Genomic DNA, 23,950 nt, shown 5'->3' on the forward strand with positions numbered 1-23,950 from the left:
TGCCTTTGCCGGCTTGAATAGGAATGGACGCCGATGTCGTCAGTTTTCTTTGATCGGGAACGCATTGCGGAATGGCTCGGGGACCACACCGTCGCCAAGGCGCGCTCGGTCGGCCCAGTCACCCACGTGAAATGGCATGGCGCCACGCTGAGCGGCGACGTGCAGGGCACGCAGCGGCTTCCCTATCAAACGCGCGTGCGCTTTCGTACCGATGGCGGTTCACCCTGGGCACAGGGCGATTGCAGTTGTCCGGTCGGCCGCAACTGCAAGCACGTTGCCGCGTTGCTGCTCGCCGAGTTGAACTATCACGACGAGATGGACCATATCACCCACGTCGAGTCGGACGAGGGCGACACCGCGCGCGACCTGCCGCGCGAACCGATGGCTAACGTCGGGCCGCCGTCAGGCGTGCGGCCGGAACTGGTCAGTTGGCTCGAACGTTTTCGTGCCCACGCCGGGGCTGCGGATGCGGACGCCCAGAAGGCGAGTGCTCCGCGCTCGCAGACCCTGGCTTATCGGCTGAACTGGTCCAGCTTTCACATGCGCCACGAGGTCGTGCTGTACCGCGCGCGCTGCGATGCGCACGGCGCGATCATCGCGGTCGACGAACCTTGGGGCAATGTGGAAGCGGCGCTCCTCAAACAGCCGAAGTTCGTCTCCGACGAAGACCTGTCGATCCTGCGCGGCCTGTGGCTCGGCCGCTCACGCGAGGACTTCGGACAGTTCATCCTGCGTGGCACGAGCGGCGCGGAGATGCTGCAGAAGCTGATCGCGACCGGCCGGCTGTTCTTCGATTTCACGCCCGGCTCCGGTCACGACGGACCCGCGCCGCTCGCGCGCGGCGCCGACCGGCCCGGCCGGATCGAATGGGAGCCGCTCGCCGACGAGCGCCTGCGGCCCGTGCTGCGCACCGAGCCGCGCGCGAGCATGGTGCTGCCCACCGAACCGGTCTGGTATGTGGATGGCGTCGCGAATGAAGCTGGCATCGTTCAATCGTCGCTGCCGTTCCAGCAGTTGCCGGATTACCTCGCCATGCCGCCTATCTCGCTCGCCGAAGCGCCGCTGGTCGCCTCGGTGCTGCGCGAGATCGCGCCCGAGTTGCCGCTGCCGCCCACGCACGACGCGTCCGCGATTCGCGTGATCGACGTCGATCCCGTGCCGGTGCTCACGCTCAACAGCCACGCGCTGCCGTCGGCGACGAGCAAGGCGGGTTTGCGTCAATCCGCTGCGGTCGAACTGGCGGGCGTCAGTTTTGATTACGACGGCGTGAGCATCAATGTCGACAGCAGCGTGACGCTCGTGCCAATGCCGGGCGGCGACGTGATTCATATCCGCCGCCGCTACGAGGCCGAGAAAAAGCGTCTGCTCGAACTGCGCAAGACGGGCTTGCAGAAGGTGCCGACCAGCCGCGTCTACGCGTCGCGCCTGCTGCCCGACACCATGCTCGGCCTGCCCGATGCCGAGGCGTGGACCGCGTTCGTCAACGACGCCGTGCCGGAGCTCGTGAGCAAGGGTTGGCGCGTGACGATGGCGCCCGAGTTTCGCTACAACGTCATCGAAATCGATGCGATCGAAGGCACCGCGCATCAGGCCGGCGACGGCTGGTTCGATCTGGAGATGGGTATCCGCATCGGCGAGCGCAACGTGCGGCTCGAACCGCTGCTTGCCGACCTGTTCCGGCGCGACCGGCGCTGGCTGAGCGGCGCGCTCGAAGCCATTGCCGACGACGAGCCGATCGAGTTGAAGACCGAGGAGAACAAGCGTTTGCGCTTGCGCGCCGACCGTCTGAAGCCGGTGGTGCGCGTGCTCGTCGATCTGTTCGACGCGCTCGGTGGCTCGCTCGCCGACGGTGCGCCGCTGCGTGTGGCGTCCGTCGACGCGGGCCGGCTGGAAGCGTTGAACGGCACCGGCCGCTGGCAATTTCGCGGCGAAGGTTCGATCCGGCAACTGGCGCAGCGTCTGCAAGCCGGTCCGGGGCTGCGCGAGGTGCCGGTGCCGCGCGGCCTGAAGGCCGAACTGCGCGTCTATCAGCAACAGGGCTTGAACTGGATGCAGTTTCTGCGCGAACACGATCTTGCCGGCGTACTCGCCGACGACATGGGTCTGGGCAAGACGGTGCAGACGCTTGCCCATATCCTCGCGGAGAAAGAAGCGGGGCGTCTGAACCGGCCCGTGCTGATCGTCGTGCCGACCACGCTTGTGCACAACTGGCGCGAGGAAGCGCGACGCTTCGCGCCCGAACTGAAGGTGCTGGTGTTGAACGGCCCGCAGCGCAAGGAGCGTTTCGAGCAGATCGGCGAACACGAACTGATTCTGACCACCTACGCGCTGCTGTGGCGCGATCAGAAGGTGCTCGCCGAGCATGAGTATCACCTGCTGATCCTCGACGAAGCGCAGTACGTGAAGAACGCCACCACCAAAGCCGCGCAGGCCATTCGCGGTTTGCGTGCGCGGCATCGGCTGTGTTTGACGGGCACGCCGCTCGAGAATCATCTCGGCGAGCTGTGGTCGCAGTTCGATTTTCTGTTGCCGGGGTTTCTCGGCAGCCAGAAAGACTTCACCAAACGCTGGCGCAATCCGATCGAGAAGAACGGCGACGGCGTGCGCCGCGCTTTGCTGGCGCGGCGCATCCGGCCGTTCATGCTGCGCCGTCGCAAGGACGAGGTCGCCAAAGAGTTGCCGGCCAAGACCACGATTGTGTGCTCCGTGGACCTGGAAGGCGCGCAGCGCGACCTCTACGAAACCGTGCGCACGGCAATGCAGGAGAAAGTGCGCGCGGCGGTCAGCGCGCAGGGTCTCGCGCGCAGCCACATCATCGTGCTCGATGCGTTGCTGAAGCTGCGCCAGGTGTGCTGCGATCCGCGCCTTGTTCGCACGCTCAAGACCACCGGCGAGGCGGGCGAGGGGCCGGACTCGCGCGACAGAGTGGACAAGGTCGAGAAGGGCGCGCGCGCCATGCGTTCCGCCAAGCTCGACCTGCTCCTGTCGATGCTGCCGGAACTGATCGAGGAAGGGCGCCGCGTGCTGTTGTTCTCGCAGTTCACCGGCATGTTGTCGCTGATCGCCGAAGCGCTCGAAGAAGCCGCCATTCCGTACGTCGTGCTCACCGGCGACACGGCGGATCGCGTGACGCCTGTCGAGCGTTTCCAGCAAGGCGAGGTGCCGTTGTTCCTGATCAGCCTGAAGGCCGGCGGCGTGGGCCTGAACCTGACCGCTGCCGACACGGTGATCCACTACGATCCGTGGTGGAACCCGGCTGCCGAGAATCAGGCAACGGACCGCGCGCATCGGTTGGGGCAGGACAAGCCCGTGTTCGTGTACAAGCTGATTGCGGCGGGCAGCATCGAAGAAAAGATCGTGGAGTTGCAGGAGCAGAAGGCGGGACTGGCCGACAGCATTCTTTCCGAAGACGCCGCCGGCGCCGCCAAGTTCTCGGACGACGACCTCGACGCGCTGTTCGCGCCGATGCCGGAAATCGAAGGCGGCAGATAACGCGCGCAGTGATCGCGATTGCGCCCGGTTGTGCGGGCAGGAATCCGCGCTCGGTGCGACGGCGCATATAACGCCAGGCTACATCTCAGAACGTCCGGGGCGCATGCCGCGCTACGCGACCTCGCGCCCGTTCGCCGCGTTCAAATATCCCCAGTTTTGCCGTTGCTTAGTCCAGAAGCGTGACAAATAGTCAACGCGCGCTGCGTTCGCGGCGATGCCGTCAACGCTTTCGCCTGGCACTCGTTGAACACGCGACCGTGAAGGTCAGGACAACGCAGTACGTCAAGGACATGCCATCAATGAAGAAGCCGATTTTTGCCACCGCCGTCACGCCCGCTGCCGAATGAATTGCAGCATGCAATGGCAATGCACGTCTACGTCACGCCCCATAGCGGTTGTGCCGACAACCTCGGCTAGCGACCCACACGATTTACCCGCGCACCTTAACGAATTCCTTTCGATGAAATCCTGTTTTTTCCGATGCGTCAGATCGGGCTTTTCCATGTTGTTCGCGTTGTCGCTGGCCGGATCGTTGACGGGCTGCGCGCCATCCAGATTGGGCAAAATGCCTGTTGCTTCTGCCAATGTGGCCGGCTCGTCGACGCCCACCGCTTCACGCGCATCTGAATCCGCTGCAACGGTGCCCGCCGGTTTCTACCGCGTCAATTCCGGCGACACGCAGACCGGTGTTGCCAAGGCGTTCGGCCGCGAGGCCGCCGCGCTCGCGCAATGGAACCATCTGGCGCCCGACGACGGCCTGCAAGCCGGTCAGGTGCTGCGCGTCGCTCCGCCAATAGTCGATGATGGCTCACCGGCATCGACCGCGCGATCGGACTCGCTTATGCAAGCGCGCGCGATTTTCGCGGAAGGCTCGGACGAAGCTCCGCCCGCCAGGGCGCGACTCGCGTGGCCGGCCGGCGGCGCCGTGCTCGAGCATTTTGTTGCGGGCAGCACGAAGGGGATCGTGATCGGCGGGCAGCCCGGCGAACCGGTGAGGGCGGCCTCGGGCGGCCGTGTCGTGTACGCGGGCGACCGGATCGCAGCGTACGGCAAGCTGATCATCATCAAGCACGATACGCATCTGTTGACGGCGTACGGCAACAACCGCGCGCTGCGCGTCAAGGAAGGCACGGCCGTCAGGGCGGGCGATGCGATCGCCGAAATGGGCGCGGACGATCGAGCGCAAGCGTCGTTGCGCTTCGAAGTGCGCGTGGACGGCAAACCCGTCGACCCGCTCAGATACCTCCCCGAGCGCTAGAGACATGAACGGACGCTGCGGCGGTGTTTCCGGCAAACGACAGCATCTGTAACAAACCCTCTTCGTCTGTAAATGCGCTGCCGCCGCCGCTTCAATTCATACCATTTTCGGAGTGAGACGACACAACGCTTCTATGCATCGCGCATTATCGTTTGCGTAATAGCTACCTGATACCAGGTTACAAAGGCAGTTTTTTCATCTTGAGCTGCAATTTCGGAGCGGCTATTTTTAGGTCACTCGTGCGGTTAGACCCCGCGAGCGTGTAGTGTTTTGAGCGGCGTCGGCCTTCGAAAGAAGGGGCACCGCATTTTTTCCCTAACTCACACCTTAGGCTTAACAATCTTTAAACGATTTATTTTGAGACTGTTTCTATACTGACTCGCAAATTGTCAAATCGCGGTTTCCCAAGTGGGGGACGCAGCCTGAAAAAGACAACGGCGAACGGGGCCAACTACCGTGCGGGCGAGACCAGCCGCTGAAAACGACGACCCTTGCGGTCGATGCACACACACGGCGCAGCGGGCGACTGTGCCGCTGAAAATGCTGGGATGGTTGAACAACCGCATCGCCTGACCGGAGATTCGCGTGATCTTATCCGGGAAAAGAACAGCCGTTTTTTCGATTATGATGACCTGCCCCTGGATACGCGGCGCGATAAATCGAACACTGCGCGCTAATTTTGAGACGCAGGCGGGATCGAACAGGGCGCAAGGCAAAGGACCACAAGTCAAAAAAATGTGCCGCCGAAGATGAAATTGGAAGCCGGATCGTCGGTGCCTGTGCCGTCATCCCGGTCATCTGCCGGTCAGCCGGCCACCAGTTACGAACGACGATGTCGCGTTGCGGGGTTTTATGAGAATTGCTGTCCTGGATGACGATTCGGCTCAGGCCGACCTTGTTTGCCAAACGCTGTCGGCGGCGGGGCATATCTGTCACGCATACGGTGCGGGTCGCGAACTGGTGCGGCAGCTGCGCCGTCAGACGTTCGATCTGCTGGTGCTCGACTGGAACGTGCCCGACATGTCGGGTGAAGAGGTGCTGCGCTGGGTGCGGGAAAGTCTTTCCGAGCGCCTGCCGGTGCTGTTCATGACGAGCCGCGGCCGTGAAACCGACATCACGTCGATTCTCAACACGGGTGCGGACGACTACGTCGTCAAACCGGTTTCCGCCGCGGTCTTGCTGGCGCGAGTCGGCTCCTTGCTGCGCCGCGCTTATCACCTCAAGCCGGCCGCGGTGAAGGAAGTTTTCGGCGAATTCGAATTCGATCTGGGCGCGAAGCACGTGGTGGTGCGCGGCACGGCGGTCGCCGTCACGCAGAAGGAATTCGACCTCGCGTTGTTGCTGTTCCAGCATCTGAGCCGGCCGCTCTCGCGCGCGCACATTCTCGACGTGATCTGGAAGCAGGCGACCGACATTCCGTCGCGCACCATGGACACGCACGTATCGATGCTGCGCAGCAAGCTCGGTTTGCGCCCGGAGCACGGTTACCGTCTGACGCCGATTTACGGCTATGGCTACCGGCTGGAGCGGATCGAATCCGCCGCGCCGTCGGCGGCGCTCGGCCAACGCCCTGAAGCGGGGGACGCGTGACGTTGTCCGCCGGTGTGGCGCCGCGCGGCAGCGCGGTTTCGCCGGGCCGCCGCGGTGGCGCCTTGCTCGCGGCCGCCGGCGTGCTCGCGATGGCCTGCTTCGCGCCGGCATCATCGGTTGCGCAGTCGATGCGTGCGCCGAAGCCGCGTGCGAAAGCCGCGGCGCCCGTGTACGTGTCGTATGTGACGCACGAGGGCGACACGCTGTACGACATCGCGGGCCACTATCTGCGCGATCCGAACGATTGGGCTGTGTTGAGCCGCGTGAATCATGTGCCCGCGCCGCGTCGCATGCCGGCCGGCGTCGTGTTGCGCCTGCCCGCCGACAAGCTCAAACAGGAACAGGAATCGGCCCGCGTGATCGCGACGAGCGGCCCGGTCGAGCATGCGTTCGGCAAGAATCCCTACGTGCCGCTCACGCAAGGCGCGACGCTGGGCGAAGGCGATCGCATCCGCACCGGCGAAAACGGTTTTGTGTCGCTGGAATTGCCCGACGGCTCGCATGTCACGGTAGCGCAGAACGGCCTGCTGGATGTCAGCACGCTACGGCGCACCACGCTGACCGGCGCCAGCGATCGCGTGCTCGAATTGCGCAGCGGCGAAGTCGAGAGCCAGGTCACGCATGCGACGAAAAAAGACGACCGCTTCCAGATCCGCTCGCCCTCCGTCGTGGCCGGCGTGCGCGGAACGCGCTTCAAGGTCGCCTACGACGGCGACGCGCGAATCACCGCAGTGGAAGTGCTGGACGGAGCGGTCGGCGTCGACCCTGCCGCGCTCGGCGGGCGCGTTCCGCCGCCGCCGGGCGTGCCGCTGCAGGCTTCCGCGCAGCTCGTGAAGGCGCGCTTCGGCAGCGTGACGCGGGCAGGCGAGACGATCGGCGGGCCGGTCGAACTGCTGCCCGCGCCCGCGCTCGCGCAGCCGGGCAAGGTGCAGGACGGCAAGACGGTCGCGTTCGACCTCGTTCCGGCCGAGCACGCCGTGGCGTATCGCGTGCAGATCGCACGCGACGCCGACCAGCTCGACTTGATCCGCGATCTGCGCGCGAGCGGGCCGCACGCGGATTTCGGCGACCTGCCCGACGGCACCTATTTCGTGCGCATTGCCGCGATCGACGGCAACGGACTCGAAGGACTGCCGCAGGTGTATGCGTTCGAGCGCCGTCAGCTCGGGCTGGCCGCCTCGGCCGGCCAGCGCGCCGGCAGCCGCGACTATGAGTTCCGCTGGTTCGTGAGCCGCGCCACGGTCGAGACGCGCTTCCGTTTCGTGCTGGCGACGACGGCCGATCTGCGGCATCCGCTCGTGGACCGCACTGATTTGTCCGGCGGCCAACTGGTCGTGAGCGATCTGCCGGCTGGCGATTACTATTGGACGATCGTCGCCGAGCAGTTCGAGAACGGCCGCCTCTACGAAAAGAGCAGCGCCGTGCGCTCGTTTACGCTTGCGCGCTGACGCTGATAGATTCACGGGGCTGAGCGATTCATCAGCCCGCTTCCTGGCTTCGAACCGAACAACGCTTTGCCGACCACTCCTACGCGCCTGAGCCTCGATCCGCGCGCCCGTCTCGGACGGCGCGCCGGCCGCCGCTTCCTGATCGAATGGGCGGGCATCGGCTGCCTCGGCGTCGTGGTGATTCTGCTCAGTTCGCTCGGCCGTCTGAGCGCGAGCGTCGATCATCTGGTCTATGACCGCTTTCTGAGCCTGCGCGCACAGCCTGTGCTGCGCGATATCGTGGTGCTCGAAATCGACAACGCGAGCATCGCGCAACTGGGCCGCTGGCCGTGGCCGCGCAGTGTCCATGCAAAGCTGCTCGAACAGATCGCGAAAGCGAATCCCGCCGCGGTGATCTACGACGTGCTGTTCACCGAGCCCAATGCGCAAGACGCCGAACTGGCCCGCGCTATCGCGCTGAGTCCGACGTATTTGCCGGTGCTGCTCGGCGCGCCCGACAGCGCCGGGCGCCGCACCGTGGTCGAGCCGGTGGCGCCGCTCGCGCATGCGGCGGCGGGGCTCGGTCATATCAATCTCGAAGTCGACAGCGACGGCATTGTGCGCAGCGTCGCGCAATATGAGGGCGACGCCGATTCGCGCTGGCCGCAATTGATGCTGCCGGTCGCCCAGGCCGTCGAGCATGGCGTGCTGCATGTGAATGGCGGACAGCCCGCTCGTGTTTCGGCCGCGGCCTCACCCGACAACGGCGACGACGGCCGTTTCCTCATCCCGTTCGGTCCGAACGCCCAGAACTATCCGAAGCTGAGTTTTGCCCGCGTGCTCGCCGGCGACGTGTCGCCGGAGCAGTTGCGCGGCCGCATCGTGCTGATCGGCGTGACCGCGTCCGGTTTGTATGACCGCTTTGCGACGCCGGTGTCCGGCGAGCTCGGGCCGCTGCCCGGCGTGTATATCCATGCCAACGTGCTCGACACGCTGCTGACCGGCCGCGAGATCGAGCCGGCCGCGCGGTGGGCGCTATTCGCGGTGTCGCTCGTGCCGCTCGCCGCGCTGCTGGCCGGTTTTCTCGTATTGTCGCCGCGCCGTTCGCTGCTGTTGACCGGCGCGCTGTGCCTGCTCGCGGCGTCCGGCAGCGCCGCCTTGCTCTACGGCGCGCGGCTCTGGATGTCGCCGGTGCCGGCGATCGTCGGCGTGGTGGTCGTCTATCCGATCTGGAACTGGCGGCGCCTTGAAATGACCATGGCCTATCTGCGCGAAGAACTGCAACGTCTCGCCGACGAACCCCATTTGCTGCCGGAAACGCCGCAGCGCCGCCGCGAGTTCGGCGGCGACGTGCTGGAGCAGCACATGGCGCTGATGGCGCAGGCCGCGCAGCGTGTGCAGGACATGAAGCGCTTCGTGTGGGACAGCCTCGACAGCATGCCGGAGCCGATCCTCGTCAGCGACGTGCGCGGCGTCGTGCTGATCGCGAACCATGCCGCCAAGGCGCATTTCGCGCGTCTCGCCGCGCCGCTGCCCGAAGGCCGGCCGATGCAGGCCGTGCTGGGCGGCCTGACGCTCGTGAAGACGATCGACAGCGACGCGGCGTCGGATGCCGAAAACAACCTGTTCGCCCGCGCGCACTGGCCGGCGCCGCTCGATCCGGCGCGCCATGAATTCGCCGCGCTGATGGCGCACGGCGTGGAAGTGCGCGACGCGCGCGAGCGCGACCATTTGCTGCGTTACGCGAACTGCACCAACGAGCAGGGCGAGACCACCGGCTGGATTGCGGGTCTCGTCGACGTGTCGGCCCTGCATGCGGCCGAGCGTCAACGGGAAGACGCGCTGCGGCTCCTGTCGCACGACATGCGCTCGCCGCAGGCGTCGATTCTCGCGCTGGTGGAGATCGAACGCGCCCGTAGCGAGCCGGTGCTCGCGCGCGGTTTGCTGGAACGCATCGAGCGCTACGCGCAGCGCGCGCTCACGCTGGCCGACGACTTCGTGCAACTGGCGCGCGCCGAATCGCAAACCTATGTGCTGGAACCGGTGAATCTAAACGAGTTGCTGATCGACGCCAGCGACGAAGTCTGGCCGCAGGCGCACGCCAAGCGCATTACGTTGCTCACCGAAACCGCCGCGGCCGACGGGACCGGCGCCGATGACGACGACCACTGGATCTGCGCCGACCGTTCGCTGATGACGCGCGCGCTCGTCAACATTCTGAACAACGCGGTCAAATACAGTCCGCCGGATACGCGGATCGTATGCAGCGTGGCGAGCCCGACACCGAAGGCGGTGCCGGGTGCAGCGAGGCGCGTGTCGTGCACGATTCGCGACCAGGGCTACGGCATTCCGAAGGAACAGCAGGCGGGCCTGTTCGAGCGCTTCCGGCGCTTCCACGAAGCCGAGCGGCCGGAAGTGGGCGGCGCGGGGCTCGGCATGGCCTTCGTCAAGACGGTCGTCACGCGCCACGGCGGCGATGTCGAGGTGGCGAGCGAACCCGGTCAGGGCACGGCGTTCACGATCCGTCTGCCGGTGCTCGAAGACGCGCAATCCGGCGCTTTCCTCACGCCGCGCACGTGACGTATGACTATGCACCTTATCGAAGCGAGAAGATCGTGAAAGCCATCCTGTTCTGTGCCGCGCTGGCCGCGGCGAGTCTGACCGGTTGCACCGGCCTGAGCGCCGACGTGCATACCGCCGCCACCTCGAACGCCGCCGCCGCGCTGCAAGGCGAGCGGACCTATGCGATCACGCGCATGCCGTCGCAAGAGGCCGGCGCGGATCATCCGCGCTTCGAAAGCTTGCTGGCGGATGAACTGGCAAAGCAGGGCTTCGTTGAAACGGCGGATCGGTCCGCGCGTTATCTGCTCTCGATTGCTTACGACACGCGGCCGGCGACGATCGGCGTCAGTGAAAAAGGCTGCGCGCCGGGCGCCTGCGAACGAGCGCCCGATGCACCGTTCTCGCTGTTCGGCGGCCCTGTCTATCGGCACGCGCTGACGCTGCGGTTTTTCGAGCGCGCGAGCGGGCGGGAGGTCTATAAAGTCAGCGCGTCGAGCAGCGATCGCGATGCGGATCCGCTGCATGCCATGCCGGCGCTCGTCAAAAGCGCGCTGGCCAGGTTCCCCTTCGACGCGCCGCGCGACTGGCGCGTGAAACTGCGTGCTGACGAGACCAGCGGCGTGCCGACGGTGATGTCGGTGAAGCCGCTGCAACCGTAGTGCGCCACGATCACTCCGGCGCGTCGCGGTCTTGCGGCCAGCGGTTTTCGAAGACACAGTCGGCGAGCGGCAGGCGGCTCGCCCAGCGTTCGGTTTCCAGCATCGGCTCGTTGTAGAACTCGTCGACGTGACCCAGGCACAGAATCGCCACGGGCCGCGCGCCCTCCGGCATGTGCAGTAGCTGGCGAACCGCGTCGACATCGAACAGCGACACCCAGCCCATTCCCAGACCTTCCGCGCGGGCCGCGAGCCACATGTTCTGGATCGCACACGCCACCGACGCGAGGTCCATTTCCGGCAAGGTGCGGCGGCCGAAGATATGGCGCTCGCGCCCGTCCATCAGCGCCATCACCAGTAGTTCGCCGCAATCCAGCATGCCTTCCACTTTCAGCTTCATGAAGGCTTCGCGGCGTTGGCCGAGCGCGTCGGCGGTGGCGAGGCGTTCGGTTTCCACCGTGTCATGCAAGGCCGTGCGCAGCGCCGGATCGGTGATTCGCGCGATCCGCCACGGCTGCATGAAGCCGACGCTCGGCGCGTGATGCGCCGCGTCGAGCAGGCGCTGCAGCACGGCGGGGTCGACCGGATCGCGCACGAAATGGCGCATGTCGCGGCGTTCGTAAATGGCGCGGTAGACAGCGTCGCGCTCGAAATCGTCAAAAGGCTTCGCCATGGAACAGGGCGGCCGTGAAGGCCGGGTTGGAGGGCCAATAAGCGTGCATGTAGCTCGCCACGATCGAACCTGTGCGGTAGACGGCCTCACCGGGCGCGTCGCCTTGCGGCCGGATGGCCGAACGCAGAGGCGTGAGCGAGGTGTCGAGCTTCGAGTAGTGAAACGTGTGGCCGGTCATCGGCCCGTGCAGGCTGTCGATCCGTTGCATGCCGAGCGCGGTGAAGCGCGTTTGCATCGTGGCGTGGCCTGGCAGCAGGCCGAGCATCGGCGTGCTGACGCCTTGCGTGTCGGTGAGGCGGTCAAGCAGATAGAGCATGCCGCCGCATTCGGCAACGAGCGGCTTGCCCGCGGCCGCGTGCGCGCGAATGCTCGCGGCGCTGCGCGTGTTGGCCGCCAGCGTTGCCGCGTGCAGTTCCGGGTAGCCGCCGGGCAGGTACAGCGCGTCCGCGTGTTCGGGCAGTGGCTGGTCGGCGAGCGGCGAGAAGTAGTCGATCCGCGCGCCGAGCGCTTCCAGCAGCGCGACGTTGGCCGGATAGATGAACGAGAATGCGGCGTCGCGCGCGATGGCAATCGCCTTGCCCTCCAGCAGACGTGGCAGCACGTGCGGCACGGGCGCGCCGAACTCGACCGGCGGCGGCAGTTCGCACAGCGCGGTGCGGCCGAGCGTATCGGCGGCGAGATCCAGGCGCGCGTTGAGATCGTCGATTTCGTCCGCCTGGTGCAAGCCGAGATGACGGTCGGGTAAGGCGATTTCATCGCTGGCGGCAATATGCCCGCACCAGCGCAGGCCCGGCGGCAAGGCTTCTTCGAGCATCTGCGCGTGCCGCTCGGAGCCGACGCGATTGGCGAGCACGCCGTAAAACGGTACTTGCGGCCGGAATTGCGCAAGACCGAAGGCGACCGCGCCGAAGGTCTGCGCCATTGCCTTCGCCGAAATCACCGCGAGCACGGGCACGCCGAACGTGGTGGCGAGATCGGCGCTGCTCGGCGTGCCGTCGAACAAACCCATCACGCCTTCGATCAGGATCAGGTCGGCTTCGGCGGCCGCTTGCGCGAGCAGGCTGCGGCAGGCGGCTTCGCCCACCATCCACAGATCGAGCGAGAGGACGGGCGCGCCGCTTGCGCGCGCCAGAATCATCGGATCGAGAAAATCCGGTCCGGTCTTGAAGACGCGCACGCGTCGCCCTAGCCGCCGATGGTAGCGCGCCAGACCCGCGGTGATCGTGGTCTTGCCTTGACCCGACGCGGGCGCGCTGATGAAGAGGGCGGGGCATGCGCTGGAGGACGTCTCTTTTGAAGACGCGCCGGCCGAGGTGCCCTCGGGGGACGCGGACATCGCTCAGAACTCCACGCCGCGCTGCGCTTTCACACCCTGCTCGCGATACGGATGCTTGACGATGCGCATTTCGGTGACGAGGTCGGCGGCTTCGATCAACGCGTCCGGCGCGTGGCGGCCGGTCACCACCACGTGCAGCATCGGCGCGCGCGCGTTCAGCACCGCGAGCACTTCGTCGAGCGGCAAGTATTCGTACTTGAGCACCGTGTTCAGCTCGTCGAGGATCACCATCTGATACTCGCCGCTTTCGATCATGCGGCGCGCTTCGTCCCAGCCCTTGCGCGCGGTCGCGATATCGGCGTCGCGGTTCTGCGTGTTCCAGGTGTAGCCGTCGCCCATCGTGACGAAATCGCAGTTCGCGATCGCGCCGAGAAAGTCGCGCTCCGACGTGTGCAGCGCGCCCTTGATGAACTGCACGACGCCAAGGCGCATGCCGTGGCCCAACACCCGCACGGCCATGCCGAACGCGGCGGTGGTTTTGCCCTTGCCGGTGCCGGTGTTGACGATCAGCAGGCCTTTTTCGACGGTGGCGTTGGCCTGTTTCTTCTCGTGGCCTTCGCGTCGGCGCTCGGTCATGCGTTGATGCGATTCGGGATCGGTCTTCATGGCAGGTTCTGTTCCTGAGTGTCGTTGTTTGGGTGTTCGCGTTGGGCTTAGGCCGTGGTCGAGGCGATCGCCACGGTGACGCCGGCATGGAAGGTCTTGCGCACGAGGAGCCGTGCTCGAGGCGCTGCGGACGTGGTGGATTCACCGAGTCCGTCCGTCGCGGCAAGCAGCGCGCACGGCTCGCACACGCCATCCACGCCGAGGTGCTCACGCGCTGCCGCCGAAGGCTCCGCCACGGGCATCGCAGCGATCCGTTCACGGCTGAAGAATGTCAGCCGCAGCACATGACGCGCGCAGAATTCGAGCAGGCCGGCTTCGTGGGCTTTGGTATCGATGGACGCTACGGTGCCGATTTCATCGAACGCATGCGCGCCGAGCGCGGCGCGCACCGCCGCGTCGATCTGTTCGGCCGAGCTGTGCGCACGGCAACCAATGCCCACGCTCAGCGTCTTCATTGTGTAGCCGCGCCGTCTGCGCAAGGCGCTTCGTCATCGGCCCGCGCCGCTGCGCGCGCCAGCGCGAGCGACGCCACACCGCCGATCACCACGATCGCCGGCGAGCCGAGTCCGGCACGCGCGACGGTGTCGGCGAACTCGCCGAGCCGCGCGAGCGCATGGCGTTGCTCCGGACGGGTGGCCGATTCGATCGCCGCGCATGGCGTGTCGGCGCTCATGCCGGCCGCGAGCAACGCGTCGACGATATCGTGCAGCCGCCGCATGCCCATATAGATCACGAGGGTCATGCGCGTGGCGACGAGCGCGGCCCAGTCGGGTTCGCCGCTGCCCGCGCCGTGCCCGGTGACGAATACCACGCCTTGCGCGTGATCGCGGTGCGTGACGGGAATGCCGATGGCCGCGGGTGCGGCGATGCCCGCCGTAATGCCGTTGATGACCTCCACCTCGACGCCCGCCGCATGCAGCGCCTGCTGTTCTTCGCCGCCCCGGCCGAACACGAACGGATCGCCGCCTTTCAGGCGCGCGACGCTGCGCCCGGCCCGCACGTGTTCGAGCAACTGCGCGACGATGCCGGCCTGCGGCGTGGACGGATGGCCGCCGCGTTTGCCGACGTAGACGACCTGCGCGTCGGCGCGCGCGAACTGCAGCACGTCGGGATTCACCAGGTCGTCGACCAGCACAACATCGGCTTGGGCCAATGCGCGGGTCGCCTTGAGGGTCATGAGTTCGACGTCGCCGGGGCCGGCGCCGATCAGCCAGGCGCGGGTCATCGCGACGTGCATGGCGAGCGCCATGTCGTGACGGGCGGAAAGGGGCGAAGCGCGCAGGCGCGCCGGATGACGGACTTTGGGGGCATGCAGTGCTACGGATTCAGGCACGGCGAAACGCGCGGCTCGTCACGGTCCCTTTGGGAACGGATCGACGAACGGATGCGCCACGTCGTGCTTCAGCGCCTTCACATCCGTCCCTCGCGGATTCCGGCGGCCGGCGGCGTGATGTTGCCCTGAGGTTCGCCGCCTCCGCGTCTGGCCGGTATCCGGGCTGGCGGCCTCATGCGCTTTGCCTTCCCGTCCGCATTCGTTGGAATGTCATGGACAGTGGCATCGAAAAAACGCATGCGCGGCGCGAGCTGAAAGACATCGCGCCGCAGGTCGCTTACCGTTGCGGGGACAGCACAGGTTGAGCGCATAAAGCGCGGCCTGTTTCCCGTTTAACTGCACACGCGAATGCATGTGCGGGCACCAAACGCGCGCATACGATAGCACATGGCGTCCCGCCCGATAAGCGCTTGCGGCTTGCGTTTCCTTGACGGCACCGGGCCGCGGGCCTACACTCGCACGCACTTTGGTGCTCGTGTGCGCGCTCGTGCGCATGCAGTTAAACGGGAAACAGGGTGCCCGCCTGCCATGGATCGGGTCAACCTGTGCTGCCCCCGCAACGGTAAGCGAAATGTGATGCTACGGTAAGTTCCTTAGCGCCACGGAGCCGGCTTCGATGTCCACGCGCAAGGCCGCGTCGGCATATCACCACTGGGCGAGAAATCACTCGCCCGGGAAGGGGAAGCGGCGCTTTCGCCAGCCCGGATACCGGCCAGAATACGAAGGGCGAACGCCGCGGGGATGCGGCGGTGCGTTCATGATCTCATTCCCGCTTCCTGTTTTTCTGTTGTCGCGGCAACCCGTCGTTCGTCCCCGTGTTGTGTTGTCGTTCTGGCTCGCTGGGCTTACGCGCCGCTTACCCGGCTACCCGGCCGATGCACGCAGACGCGCAGACAGACACACAAAAACACGCCGGCGTGCACGTGCAACTCCTACGGATGGACCTCACGATGCAAACTCAAATGCGCAAGATCCCCGTCACCATCGTCACGGGCTTTCTCGGCAGCGGCAAGACCACGCTGCTGCGGCACATTCTTCAGCATGCGGGCGGCAAGCGCATCGCGGTGATCGTCAACGAGTTCGGCGAACTCGGTATCGACGGGGAAATTCTCAAGGGTTGCGGAATCGGTTGCGATGAAAACGGCGTCGAAACCGAAGGCCAATTGTATGAACTCGCCAACGGGTGCCTGTGCTGCACCGTGCAGGAAGAGTTCTTTCCTGTGATGGAAAAACTCGTCGAGCGCCGCGATCAGATCGATCACGTGCTGATCGAGACGTCGGGGCTCGCGTTGCCCAAGCCGCTGGTGCAGGCTTTCAACTGGCCGCAGATCAAGAACAGCTTTACCGTGGATGCCGTGGTCACCGTGGTGGACGGCCCGGCTGCGGCGAGCGGTCAGTTCGCCGACAACCCCGTCGCCGTGGATGCACAACGCAAGGCCGATCCGAATCTCGACCACGAATCGCCGTTGCACGAACTGTTCGAAGATCAGTTGTCCGCCGCCGATCTGGTGATTCTGAACAAGACCGATTTGCTCGACGACGCGCAGCAAAACGCGGTCGAGCTGGTGATTCGCGAAGAGATTCCGCTGCAAGTGAAGATCGTGCGCGCGCAGATGGGCCGGCTCGATCTGCATACGTTACTGGGGCTCGAAGCCGCCTCGGAAGAGACGATCCACCTGCGCCACGATCACCACGGTTCCGCCGAAGACGCCGACCACCATCACGACGAATTCGATTCGGTGGTCGTGCAGGCGAATGCGCTCTCGCGCGAAGCAGTGATCGCTGCGCTGCAAGGGCTCGTCGAAACGAATACGATCTACCGCGTCAAAGGGTTCGCGGCGCTGCCGGGCGCGGCGATGCGCCTCGTGATTCAGGGCGTGGGCCGCCGCTTCGACAGCTATTTCGATCGACGCTGGCAGGCCGGCGAAAGCGGCCCGAGCCGCTTCGTGCTGATTGGCGAGGATCTCGATCAGGCCTCGTTGCAGCGTGCGTTCGACGAGGCGCTAGGCGTGCCGTCGAGCGTCGAAACGCAACAGGCGTAAGCGCTCATGCATCTGCTGCGCACCACGCCGGGCGGTTTCGTCGACGATACACAAGGCGTGATCCGTATCGATCAGCAGCCCGCCGACATCGTCGTGCTCAGCTCCGCCGATACCACGCTGTCGTTGCTCGCGAGCGTGATTGCGCGCATGGGTGAAGGTTTCCCAAGCGTGCGGCTCGCAAACGTCACGTATTTGCGGCAACCGGCCTCGGTCGATTTCTACGTCGAAGACGTCTTGCAGCACGCGCGTGTGGTGGTGGTCGATCACCTCGGCGGCGAAGCGTATTGGCCTTACGGTATCGAGCAGGTGGTGGCGCTCGCCGAGCGCAAGCAGCAGACGCTCGCGATGTTCTCCGGCGATTTGCAGGAAGATCCGAACCTGCTCGCGCGCAGTACTGCAAGCGCCGAGCTGTGCCATCAACTGTGGCGTTATCTGCGCGAGGGCGGTGCGCAGAATGCCGAGGCGTTCCTGCGCTGTATCGCGCACCGGACCTTCGGCTGGGGACGCGAGCCTGCGCCGCCGCGCGCGTGGCCTGCCGCGACGCTCTATCATCCCGGGCGTGACACGCCGACTATCGCCGACTGGCAGGCGCGCTGGCAACCGGACGCGCCGGTCGCGGCGATCCTGTTCTACAAGGCGCATCTGCAGGCGGCCAATACGGCTGTGTTCGACGCGCTGATCGACGCGCTCGAATCGCAAGGCCTGAATCCGTTGCCGATCGCGATTACCTCGCTCAAAGACGCATTCAGCCGCGAAGTCGTGCAATCGCTGTGCGCAGAGCACAATGCCGCGCTGGTGCTGAATACGACCGCCTTCGCCGCGTCCGCGATCGACGGCCCGGAGCCGCTCGCGCTCGCCGGCGACGCGCCGGTGTTCCAGGTGATTCTGAGCGGCGGCAATCGTGAAGACTGGCAGAAGGACAATCACGGCCTCAATTCGCGCGATATCGCCATGCATATCGCGCTGCCGGAAGTGGACGGCCGCATCATCACGCGCGCCATCAGCTTCAAGGGGCTGGCGTACCGTTGTCCGCACACTCAGGTCGACGTGGTGCGGTATCAGCCGGACGCCGAGCGCGTGGCGTTTCTCGCGGAATTGAGCCGACGCTGGTGCCGTCTGCGTTCACTCGATAACGCGGACAAGACAGTCGCGTTGATTCTCGCCAACTATCCGATGAGCGAAGGGCGCATCGGCAACGGCGTGGGACTCGATACGCCGGCCTCGGTGGTCCGCATTCTGTCGATGCTGCGCGACGAAGGCTACCGTCTCGCCGACTTGCCCGCGGACGGCGACGCGCTGCTGAAGAAGCTCACCGAGGGCGTGACCAACGATCCGGTGGTGCGCGATCTGCGTCCCGCACTGCAAAGCCTCGCGCTCGCTGATTACCTCGCGCACTTCAATGCGTTGCCCCTCGAGGCGCGGCAGGCGTTGAACGCGCGTTGGGGCGCACCGGAGCAGGATCCGACGCTGCGGCGCGGCCGTTTCATGATCGCGGGCTGGCGTTGCGGGCAGGTGTTCGTCGGCATTCAGCCCGCGCGTTCGCGCGAACAGGGCGATTACGCCAGCTATCACGACGCCGACCTCGTGCCGCCGCATGCCTATCTGGCGTTCTATTTCTGGCTGCGCCACCAGTTCGGCATCGACGCGATCGTGCATGTCGGCAAGCACGGTAATCTGGAGTGGCTGCCTGGCAAGAGCGTCGCGTTGAGCGCTGCCTGCTGGCCTGATCTGATTCTCGGGCCGATGCCGCATCTGTATCCGTTCATCGTCAACGATCCGGGCGAGGGTAGCCAGGCGAAACGCCGCGCGCAGGCCGTGATCATCGATCACCTGATGCCGCCGCTCACGCGCGCCGAGACCTATGGGCCGTTGCAGGACCTCGAGCGGCAGGTGGACGAATACTATGAAGCGCTGATGGTCGACCCGCGCCGCTCGAAGCTGTTACGGCGCACGATTCTGGCGACCATCGCCGAACATAAGCTGCATGAGGAGTTGAGCCTCGCGGCGCCGACCGGGCAGGACGATGAGGACGCGCTCCTCACGCGCGTCGATGCATGGCTGTGCGAGTTGAAGGAAGCGCAGATTCGCGATGGCTTGCATACGTTCGGGCAATCGCCGGACGGTGTGCAACGGCGCGATACATTGCTGGCGCTTGGGCGTTTTCCTGTCGGCGACGGGCAAGGCGCGAAGGCCGGCCTGATCGATGCGTTGGCGCGCGATCTGCAGATGGACCATTTGTTCGATCCTTTGTCGGTGGACTGGTCGGCGGTGTGGGACGGGCCGCGCCCCGACGTGCTGCGCAATGTCAGCGATGCGCCGTGGCGGCACTGCGGCGACACGCGTGAACGGCTGGAGTTGCTGGCGGCCGAGCTGTTGCGCGGCGTGTGCGGCGATCAAGATGCGGCCTCTTCGGCGTCGCTTGCTGCCGACTTACCGCAAGCGGCGCGCGTAATCGGGCGACTGCGTGCCGACGTGCTGCCGCGGCTCGACGCCTGCGGCCCGCAGGAAATGCTTCACCTGAAGCGCGGTCTCGAAGGGCGCTTTGTCCCGCCGGGACCGAGCGGTTCGCCATCGCGTGGACGGCCCGATGTGCTGCCCACCGGTCGCAACTTTTATTCGGTCGACACGCGCGCGGTTCCCACGCAAGCGGCCTGGTCGCTGGGATTGAAGTCCGCTCAGCAACTGATCGAACGGCATTTGCAGGAGAAGGGCGACTATCCGCGCGCCATCGGCCTCTCCGTGTGGGGCACCGCGACCATGCGCACCGGCGGCGACGATATCGCCCAGGCGCTCGCGTTGCTGGGCGTGCGGCCGAAGTGGGCGCCGGGCAGCCACCGCGTGACCGATTTCGAAATCATGCCGATCGAGGTGTTCGACCGGCCGCGCATCGACGTCACGTTGCGTGTGTCCGGTTTCTTCCGCGATGCCTTCGCCAATGTGATGCATCTGTTCGATGCTGCCGTTCAGGCGGTCGCGGAACTCGACGAACCCGAAGACCTGAATCCGATTCGCGCGCGCGTGCTGCGTGAGCGCGATGCGCTCATTGCGCGCGGCATCGACGCCGCCGAGGCGCGCAAGCGCGCCGGCTGGCGCGTGTTCAGCGCACGGCCCGGCGCGTACGGTGCGGGACTGCAGGACATGATCGACTCGCGGCAATGGCAGACCGACGCCGATCTCGCGAACGCCTATCAGGCGTGGGGCGGTTACGCGTACACGCAAAAGAGCGCGGGCGAAGAAGCGCGTCACGCGTTCGGCACGCGCCTCGCGGCGCTGGACGTGGTGCTGCAGAACCAGGACAACCGCGAGCACGATCTGCTCGATTCGAACGACTACTACCAGTTCCAGGGGGGCATGGTCGCCGCGGTACGGCATCTGGGCGGCGATCAGCCGAGCGTGTATCACGCGGATCATAGCAATCCGGCCGCGCCGCGCGTGCGCACGCTGCATGAGGAGATCGCCCGCGTGATCCGCTCGCGGGTGGTCAATCCGAAATGGCTCGATGGCGTGAAGCGTCACGGCTACAAGGGCGCGGCGGAAATCGCCGCGACCGTCGATTATCTGTACGGCTACGATGCGACCGCGCGCGTGATCGCGGATCATCAGTACGCGCTCGTGACCGATGCCTATCTGAACGACGCTGACACCCGCGCGTTCTTGCAGCGGCATAACCCGCACGCGTTGCATTCGATTTGCGAGCGCCTGCTCGAAGCGATGCAGCGCGGTTTGTGGCAGACGCCCGGCGACTATCGCGCGCAAGTCGAACAGCATCTGCTCGCGAGCGAGCAACAGATTGAAGGAATGCAAACATGAACTCAGCAGCCCGGCGGCCTGTTTTTCCTTTTGCCGCGCTGATCGGCCAGGCGCCCTTGCAGCAAGCGCTCTTGCTGGCCGCTATCGATCCGGCGCTGGGCGGTGTGCTGGTGGCGGGGCCGCGCGGCACGGCCAAGTCGACGGCGGCGCGGGCGCTCGCCGAGTTGTTGCCGGAGGGGCAACTGGTGAATTTGCCGCTTGGCGCGAGTGAAGACCGCTTGATCGGCACGCTCGATATCGAAACGGTGCTGCGCGACGGTTCGGTGCGCTTCTCGCCGGGTCTGCTCGCGAAAGCGCATCTCGGCGTGCTGTATGTGGACGAAGTCAACCTGCTGCCCGACGCGCTCGTCGACGCATTGCTCGATGCGGCGGCAAGCGGCGTGAATACCGTCGAGCGCGATGGCGTGTCGCATAGCCACGACGCGAGCTTCGTGCTGATCGGCACGATGAATCCTGAAGAAGGCGAGCTGCGGCCGCAGTTGATCGACCGTTTTGGCTTGATGGTCGAGTTGCAGAACTGCTTCGAGCCGCATGTGCGGCAGGCGATCGTAAAAGCCCGACTGGCGTTCGATCTCGATCCACAGGGGTTTCGTGCGGGTTATGCGCAGCAGCAGGCGGCTTATGTGCAGCAGATTCGAGCAGCGCGCGCCGCGCTGCCGCAACTTGCGTTAGACGACGCCGTGCACGCGCGTGTCAGCACGTTGTGTATCGCCGCCGCCGTGGACGGTTTGCGCGCCGATCTCGTGATGCTGCGCGCGGCGCGGGCGTTGGCGGCGTTCGAGCAGGCGTCTGCGGTGACGGCGGAGCATGTCGATCGGGTTGCCGAGGCGGTGCTGATTCATCGGCGGCATTCTCGTGATTCCCAAGCGCATCGGGACGCGCGTGAGAGTGACGCTTCTGAGGGCGGCGGCGCGGGGCGGCCGTCTGCGTCTGCGAAAGGCAATGCGCCGCCGGCTGACGCGGCGGGCGACAGCGAGTGGGGCTATCTTGCCCCCGAGCCGGCCGCCACCACGCAGGTCAAAGGCGTCATACCGCTCAGCGCAAAAAAACGCTGAGCCATCGGAAGGGCGCCGCCGCTGACTCGCGCAGCGGTTTTCGATGGCGGCAAGGTGCGGGTGCGCACAGCCGCTTGCATGGGACGCCGGGCAAGCGCATCGCGTGGCCTCACACACTCGCGGCGAAGGGCCAAGGCGCTTTACGAGCCGGGCATCTGCGTTTCATGCGCGAGGCGCCGCGTGGCGGCGTGCTGCATTGTTTCGTGCTCGATTGTTCTGGTTCCATGCTGGGCGGGCAGCGCCTCGCGCTCGCCAAGGGACTGTTGGTCGCCTTGTTCGACCACGCGAGCGCCGCGCGTGCCGAGGCCGCCCTGATCTGTTTCGGCGGTGCGGGAGCGGATGTGCGATTCGGTCCGGCCGTGCCGCGCTGGTGGAACGAGCGGTGGTTGAGTCCGGTGGGCGGCGGCGGCGGCACACCGCTTTCGGCCGGCATTCAGCGAGCGAGCCGGCTGCTGGAGCGCAGCGCGCGCCGCAAGCCCGCGCAGCAACGCTGGCTGTGGATCCTCACCGACGGGCGCACGCGCGACACGCCCGTGCGCCCGCTCGACGTGGACGAAGTCGTGTTCGTCGATTTCGAGCGTGAGGCGTTACGGTTGGGCCGCTGCGAAGTGCTCGCCGATGCGTGGGGCGCGCGACGTTGTACGCCGGAAGAATTGATGGGCTGAGCGGCAGGTGCGTTGCGCCGCTCGCCGTCCTGCGCTGATTTATTTCAAGCCGTTCGACCAATACACCACGTCGTCCTGGCGGTCGAATACGAAGACTTTCATCGCCATTTGCTGGGTCGCGTCGAGCTGATCGAGTTCGAGCCCATGAGTCGAAGGCTCGCCCGGCCCGTTGCCTTTGTGCACATTGCGGATCACGGCCGTGGTTTCGATCTCCGTATCCAGATCTTTCGATTTCAGGCGGAACGCCAGACGCAACCGGTCGCCGACAGCACCCAGCGTCCAGGAAGCGGCCAGCGACATGCCCAGTGCGCTAATGCCTTTCGCGAGTCCAAGCCCCTCATACGAGTCCCCGTTTTCACCGATGCCGAAACGCACCGCGAGGTGCGTGCGGACGCGGATCGACTTGCGCTCGCGCAGGCGACGGATCACGCCGGGCTTCGACAACACGACGTAGTCGAACGGCGAGCGGCAGATTGCCTCGATCGTGCAGACGAAACGAAACACGGCATGACTGGCTATCGCGACGATTTCGATGTTTTCGCCGAGGCCCAGCGGGAGCATGCGACCGTCGTGCATTGGCGGCGTGACGAAGAGCGCGTGATTCGGCGCGAAGCCAATGATGCGGCATGGATGCATCGGAGCGCCGCTGCCGAGCTGCGGACGCACACCGATCAATGCACCGATTTCCAGGTGCATGTCCTTTAGCGTCAATGGGCCGCCAGGGTCTGCCTGAGTGTCTGGCTGATGTGGCGCTTGCGTGCCTGCATCCAGCAGGTCGCCCCGTTGAGGGCGGAAGTGGTTGAACAGGAAGGTGCGTTCGTCCGTGGTCGCGAGGATGGTGCCGCTCGTGAAAAGGAGCGTGCCGTCGGCGTCGACGATCGGCCAGTCGAGAGCGCTGCCCACCGGGACGTTATCCAGATTGAGTGCTGGCGTTTGCACGGCGGGTGAGCGTTCGTCGACGTGTTCCTCGACTGGATTGTCCATGGTCGGCGGTTATTGGAGTGACGGGATATCTTGGTTGACGGCCGGCAAGGCGGAAACTTTAGTTTTCTCGGCTGACTCGGCTTTGGTTTCTTCCGGCGCTGCTTTATGTTGGGCGGCGAGTGCTCTATATATAGCGAGGTTGGTCATTGCCAGGTGGGTTTGGTAGAGGTGCGGTCGCGGGTCACTGTTTGGCTGCCGCGAGCAGGATTGTTCCGCGAGCGACCAATTAGGTCGGATGACTAACTAAATTGGCGGTGTTGCTGTGCGGGTCTGTTTCGGTGCTTCTCAACTTTTTGAAAAATATTGCGTGAAGGGGGTTGACGACATGTCTCTCGCTCTCCATAATCTCGTTTCTCTGCTGCTGATGCAGCGACGCAGAACGAAGCGGTGCCGGGTGTTGCGAGGTTGGCGATACGGTGCTGGTTCGGTAGTGAATGCGGACTCGATCTTTAAAAATTAAC

Annotated in this window: 17 protein-coding genes and 2 riboswitches; of the genes, 10 read left to right on the forward strand and 7 right to left on the reverse strand. The window is 65.5% G+C overall.

Annotated elements, in window-relative coordinates; all coding sequences use genetic code 11:
• Positions 1-33: 33 nt before the first annotated feature.
• From AC57B1_RS00310 to AC57B1_RS00335, 6 genes are all read left to right on the forward strand, one after another.
• A complete protein-coding gene (locus tag AC57B1_RS00310; RefSeq protein WP_496416249.1) occupies positions 34-3,492 on the forward strand; it encodes a DEAD/DEAH box helicase in 3,459 nt (1,152 codons plus the stop codon).
• A gap of 460 nt (positions 3,493-3,952) precedes the next feature.
• Positions 3,953-4,750: a peptidoglycan DD-metalloendopeptidase family protein gene (locus AC57B1_RS00315; RefSeq protein WP_496416250.1), complete on the forward strand. Its 798-nt coding sequence runs from the start codon at positions 3,953-3,955 to the stop codon at positions 4,748-4,750.
• A gap of 852 nt (positions 4,751-5,602) precedes the next feature.
• Complete coding sequence (locus AC57B1_RS00320) at positions 5,603-6,340, forward strand: response regulator transcription factor (protein WP_091801678.1); 738 nt, start codon at positions 5,603-5,605, stop codon at positions 6,338-6,340.
• Positions 6,337-7,788: a FecR family protein gene (locus AC57B1_RS00325; RefSeq protein WP_408349761.1), complete on the forward strand. Its 1,452-nt coding sequence runs from the start codon at positions 6,337-6,339 to the stop codon at positions 7,786-7,788. Before AC57B1_RS00320 ends, AC57B1_RS00325 begins: the two co-directional genes overlap by 4 nt.
• A gap of 66 nt (positions 7,789-7,854) precedes the next feature.
• Positions 7,855-10,347 (forward strand): CHASE2 domain-containing protein, encoded by a 2,493-nt coding sequence (locus AC57B1_RS00330; RefSeq protein WP_496416251.1) that lies wholly within the window; start codon positions 7,855-7,857, stop codon positions 10,345-10,347.
• A complete protein-coding gene (locus AC57B1_RS00335; protein ID WP_408349767.1) occupies positions 10,344-10,988 on the forward strand; it encodes a DUF4136 domain-containing protein in 645 nt (214 codons plus the stop codon). Before AC57B1_RS00330 ends, AC57B1_RS00335 begins: the two co-directional genes overlap by 4 nt.
• Positions 10,989-10,998: 10 nt before the next feature.
• Here the strand turns inward: AC57B1_RS00335 and bluB are convergent, their stop codons facing one another.
• The 5 genes from bluB to cobA are packed head-to-tail and all read right to left on the reverse strand — an operon-like array spanning position 10,999 to position 14,825.
• Entirely contained in the window at positions 10,999-11,658 is a 660-nt protein-coding gene (gene bluB / locus AC57B1_RS00340) for a 5,6-dimethylbenzimidazole synthase (protein WP_496416252.1), read from the reverse strand.
• Positions 11,642-12,994 (reverse strand): cobyrinic acid a,c-diamide synthase CobB, encoded by a 1,353-nt coding sequence (locus tag AC57B1_RS00345; RefSeq protein ID WP_408349770.1) that lies wholly within the window; start codon positions 12,992-12,994, stop codon positions 11,642-11,644. Before AC57B1_RS00345 ends, bluB begins: the two co-directional genes overlap by 17 nt.
• Before the next feature lie 3 nt (positions 12,995-12,997).
• Positions 12,998-13,600, reverse strand: coding sequence for a cob(I)yrinic acid a,c-diamide adenosyltransferase (gene cobO / locus AC57B1_RS00350; protein WP_091801661.1), 603 nt, complete (start codon positions 13,598-13,600; stop codon positions 12,998-13,000).
• A gap of 47 nt (positions 13,601-13,647) precedes the next feature.
• Positions 13,648-14,055 carry a cobalamin biosynthesis protein gene (locus AC57B1_RS00355; protein ID WP_496416253.1) on the reverse strand — a complete coding sequence of 136 codons (408 nt, stop codon included), beginning with the start codon at positions 14,053-14,055 and terminating at the stop codon, positions 13,648-13,650.
• A complete protein-coding gene (cobA, locus tag AC57B1_RS00360) occupies positions 14,052-14,825 on the reverse strand; it encodes a uroporphyrinogen-III C-methyltransferase (RefSeq protein WP_177205179.1) in 774 nt (257 codons plus the stop codon). Before cobA ends, AC57B1_RS00355 begins: the two co-directional genes overlap by 4 nt.
• Before the next feature lie 240 nt (positions 14,826-15,065).
• Positions 15,066-15,316, reverse strand: a riboswitch (cobalamin riboswitch).
• A gap of 67 nt (positions 15,317-15,383) precedes the next feature.
• Positions 15,384-15,664, forward strand: a riboswitch (cobalamin riboswitch).
• Between the two features lie 219 nt (positions 15,665-15,883).
• Here cobA and cobW point away from each other — a divergent pair.
• The 4 genes from cobW to AC57B1_RS00380 all read left to right on the forward strand — a co-directional run bounded on the left by cobW (position 15,884) and on the right by AC57B1_RS00380 (position 22,505).
• Positions 15,884-16,975: a cobalamin biosynthesis protein CobW gene (cobW, locus tag AC57B1_RS00365; RefSeq protein WP_496416254.1), complete on the forward strand. Its 1,092-nt coding sequence runs from the start codon at positions 15,884-15,886 to the stop codon at positions 16,973-16,975.
• 6 nt (positions 16,976-16,981) lie between these two features.
• Complete coding sequence (gene cobN / locus AC57B1_RS00370) at positions 16,982-20,785, forward strand: cobaltochelatase subunit CobN (RefSeq protein WP_496416255.1); 3,804 nt, start codon at positions 16,982-16,984, stop codon at positions 20,783-20,785.
• Positions 20,782-21,840, forward strand: coding sequence for a magnesium chelatase ATPase subunit I (locus AC57B1_RS00375; protein ID WP_408349781.1), 1,059 nt, complete (start codon positions 20,782-20,784; stop codon positions 21,838-21,840). Before cobN ends, AC57B1_RS00375 begins: the two co-directional genes overlap by 4 nt.
• Before the next feature lie 74 nt (positions 21,841-21,914).
• Positions 21,915-22,505 carry a vWA domain-containing protein gene (locus tag AC57B1_RS00380; RefSeq protein WP_408349784.1) on the forward strand — a complete coding sequence of 197 codons (591 nt, stop codon included), beginning with the start codon at positions 21,915-21,917 and terminating at the stop codon, positions 22,503-22,505.
• A 39-nt stretch (positions 22,506-22,544) separates the two neighbouring features.
• On the opposite strand, the gene AC57B1_RS00385 is transcribed toward AC57B1_RS00380, so the two are convergent.
• Entirely contained in the window at positions 22,545-23,489 is a 945-nt protein-coding gene (locus tag AC57B1_RS00385) for a flagellar brake protein (protein WP_496416256.1), read from the reverse strand.
• Positions 23,490-23,715: 226 nt separating this feature from the next.
• Positions 23,716-23,950, reverse strand: a 235-nt coding sequence (locus AC57B1_RS00390) for a hypothetical protein (protein ID WP_496416257.1), incomplete at its 5' end; no start/stop codon positions are given.

This window comes from Paraburkholderia sp. BGA-UO-ETr-F21, from assembly GCF_059567925.1.

Excerpts from the sequence above, each read along its gene's own strand:
- AC57B1_RS00310 (WP_496416249.1), top strand. The coding sequence starts at position 34 with ATGTCGTCAGTTTTCTTTGATCGGGAACGCATTGCGGAATGGCTCGGG.
- AC57B1_RS00315 (WP_496416250.1), top strand. The coding sequence starts at position 3,953 with ATGAAATCCTGTTTTTTCCGATGCGTCAGATCGGGCTTTTCCATGTTG.
- AC57B1_RS00320 (WP_091801678.1), top strand. The coding sequence starts at position 5,603 with ATGAGAATTGCTGTCCTGGATGACGATTCGGCTCAGGCCGACCTTGTT.
- bluB (WP_496416252.1), bottom strand. The coding sequence starts at position 11,658 with ATGGCGAAGCCTTTTGACGATTTCGAGCGCGACGCTGTCTACCGCGCC.
- AC57B1_RS00345 (WP_408349770.1), bottom strand. The coding sequence starts at position 12,994 with ATGTCCGCGTCCCCCGAGGGCACCTCGGCCGGCGCGTCTTCAAAAGAG.
- cobO (WP_091801661.1), bottom strand. The coding sequence starts at position 13,600 with ATGAAGACCGATCCCGAATCGCATCAACGCATGACCGAGCGCCGACGC.
- AC57B1_RS00355 (WP_496416253.1), bottom strand. The coding sequence starts at position 14,055 with ATGAAGACGCTGAGCGTGGGCATTGGTTGCCGTGCGCACAGCTCGGCC.
- cobA (WP_177205179.1), bottom strand. The coding sequence starts at position 14,825 with ATGACCCGCGCCTGGCTGATCGGCGCCGGCCCCGGCGACGTCGAACTC.
- cobW (WP_496416254.1), top strand. The coding sequence starts at position 15,884 with ATGCAAACTCAAATGCGCAAGATCCCCGTCACCATCGTCACGGGCTTT.
- cobN (WP_496416255.1), top strand. The coding sequence starts at position 16,982 with ATGCATCTGCTGCGCACCACGCCGGGCGGTTTCGTCGACGATACACAA.
- AC57B1_RS00375 (WP_408349781.1), top strand. The coding sequence starts at position 20,782 with ATGAACTCAGCAGCCCGGCGGCCTGTTTTTCCTTTTGCCGCGCTGATC.
- AC57B1_RS00385 (WP_496416256.1), bottom strand. The coding sequence starts at position 23,489 with ATGGACAATCCAGTCGAGGAACACGTCGACGAACGCTCACCCGCCGTG.